1 protein-coding gene is annotated in these 457 nt (G+C 43.8%); it reads right to left on the reverse strand.

All coding sequences use genetic code 11. From position 1 onward, the window contains the following. Positions 1 to 91: 91 nt before the first annotated feature. Positions 92 to 457: EF-Tu C-terminal domain-related protein (locus ABWV72_RS21205; protein WP_502902156.1), on the reverse strand; the 366-nt coding region annotated here is incomplete at its 5' end.

Below are 457 nucleotides of genomic sequence, written 5' to 3' on the forward strand. Positions count from 1 at the left end.
AAGGCCATGCTACAAATATTGTAAATACAAATCGCAGGCACAAAAAAAGCCGCTCTAAGAGCGGCTTTTTAATTCGTATCTTATCTCGCTATTAAGCGATGATTTTTGCTACAACACCAGCACCAACAGTACGGCCACCTTCACGGATTGCGAAGCGTAAACCTTCGTCCATCGCGATTGGGTTGATTAGCTCAACTTTGAATTTCAAGTTGTCGCCAGGCATTACCATTTCTACACCTTCTGGTAATTCTACTGCACCAGTGATGTCCGTTGTACGGAAGTAAAACTGTGGACGATAGCCTTTGAAGAATGGAGTATGACGACCACCTTCATCTTTAGACAATACATACACTTCAGCTTCAAACTGGGTGTGTGGAGTGATTGAACCAGGCTTAGCCAATACTTGACCACGCTCTACGTCATCACGTTTAGTACCACGTAGTAGTACACCAACGTT

It is taken from the genome of Aliiglaciecola sp. NS0011-25, assembly GCF_040370605.1.
GTDB lineage: Bacteria > Pseudomonadota > Gammaproteobacteria > Enterobacterales > Alteromonadaceae > Aliiglaciecola > Aliiglaciecola lipolytica_A.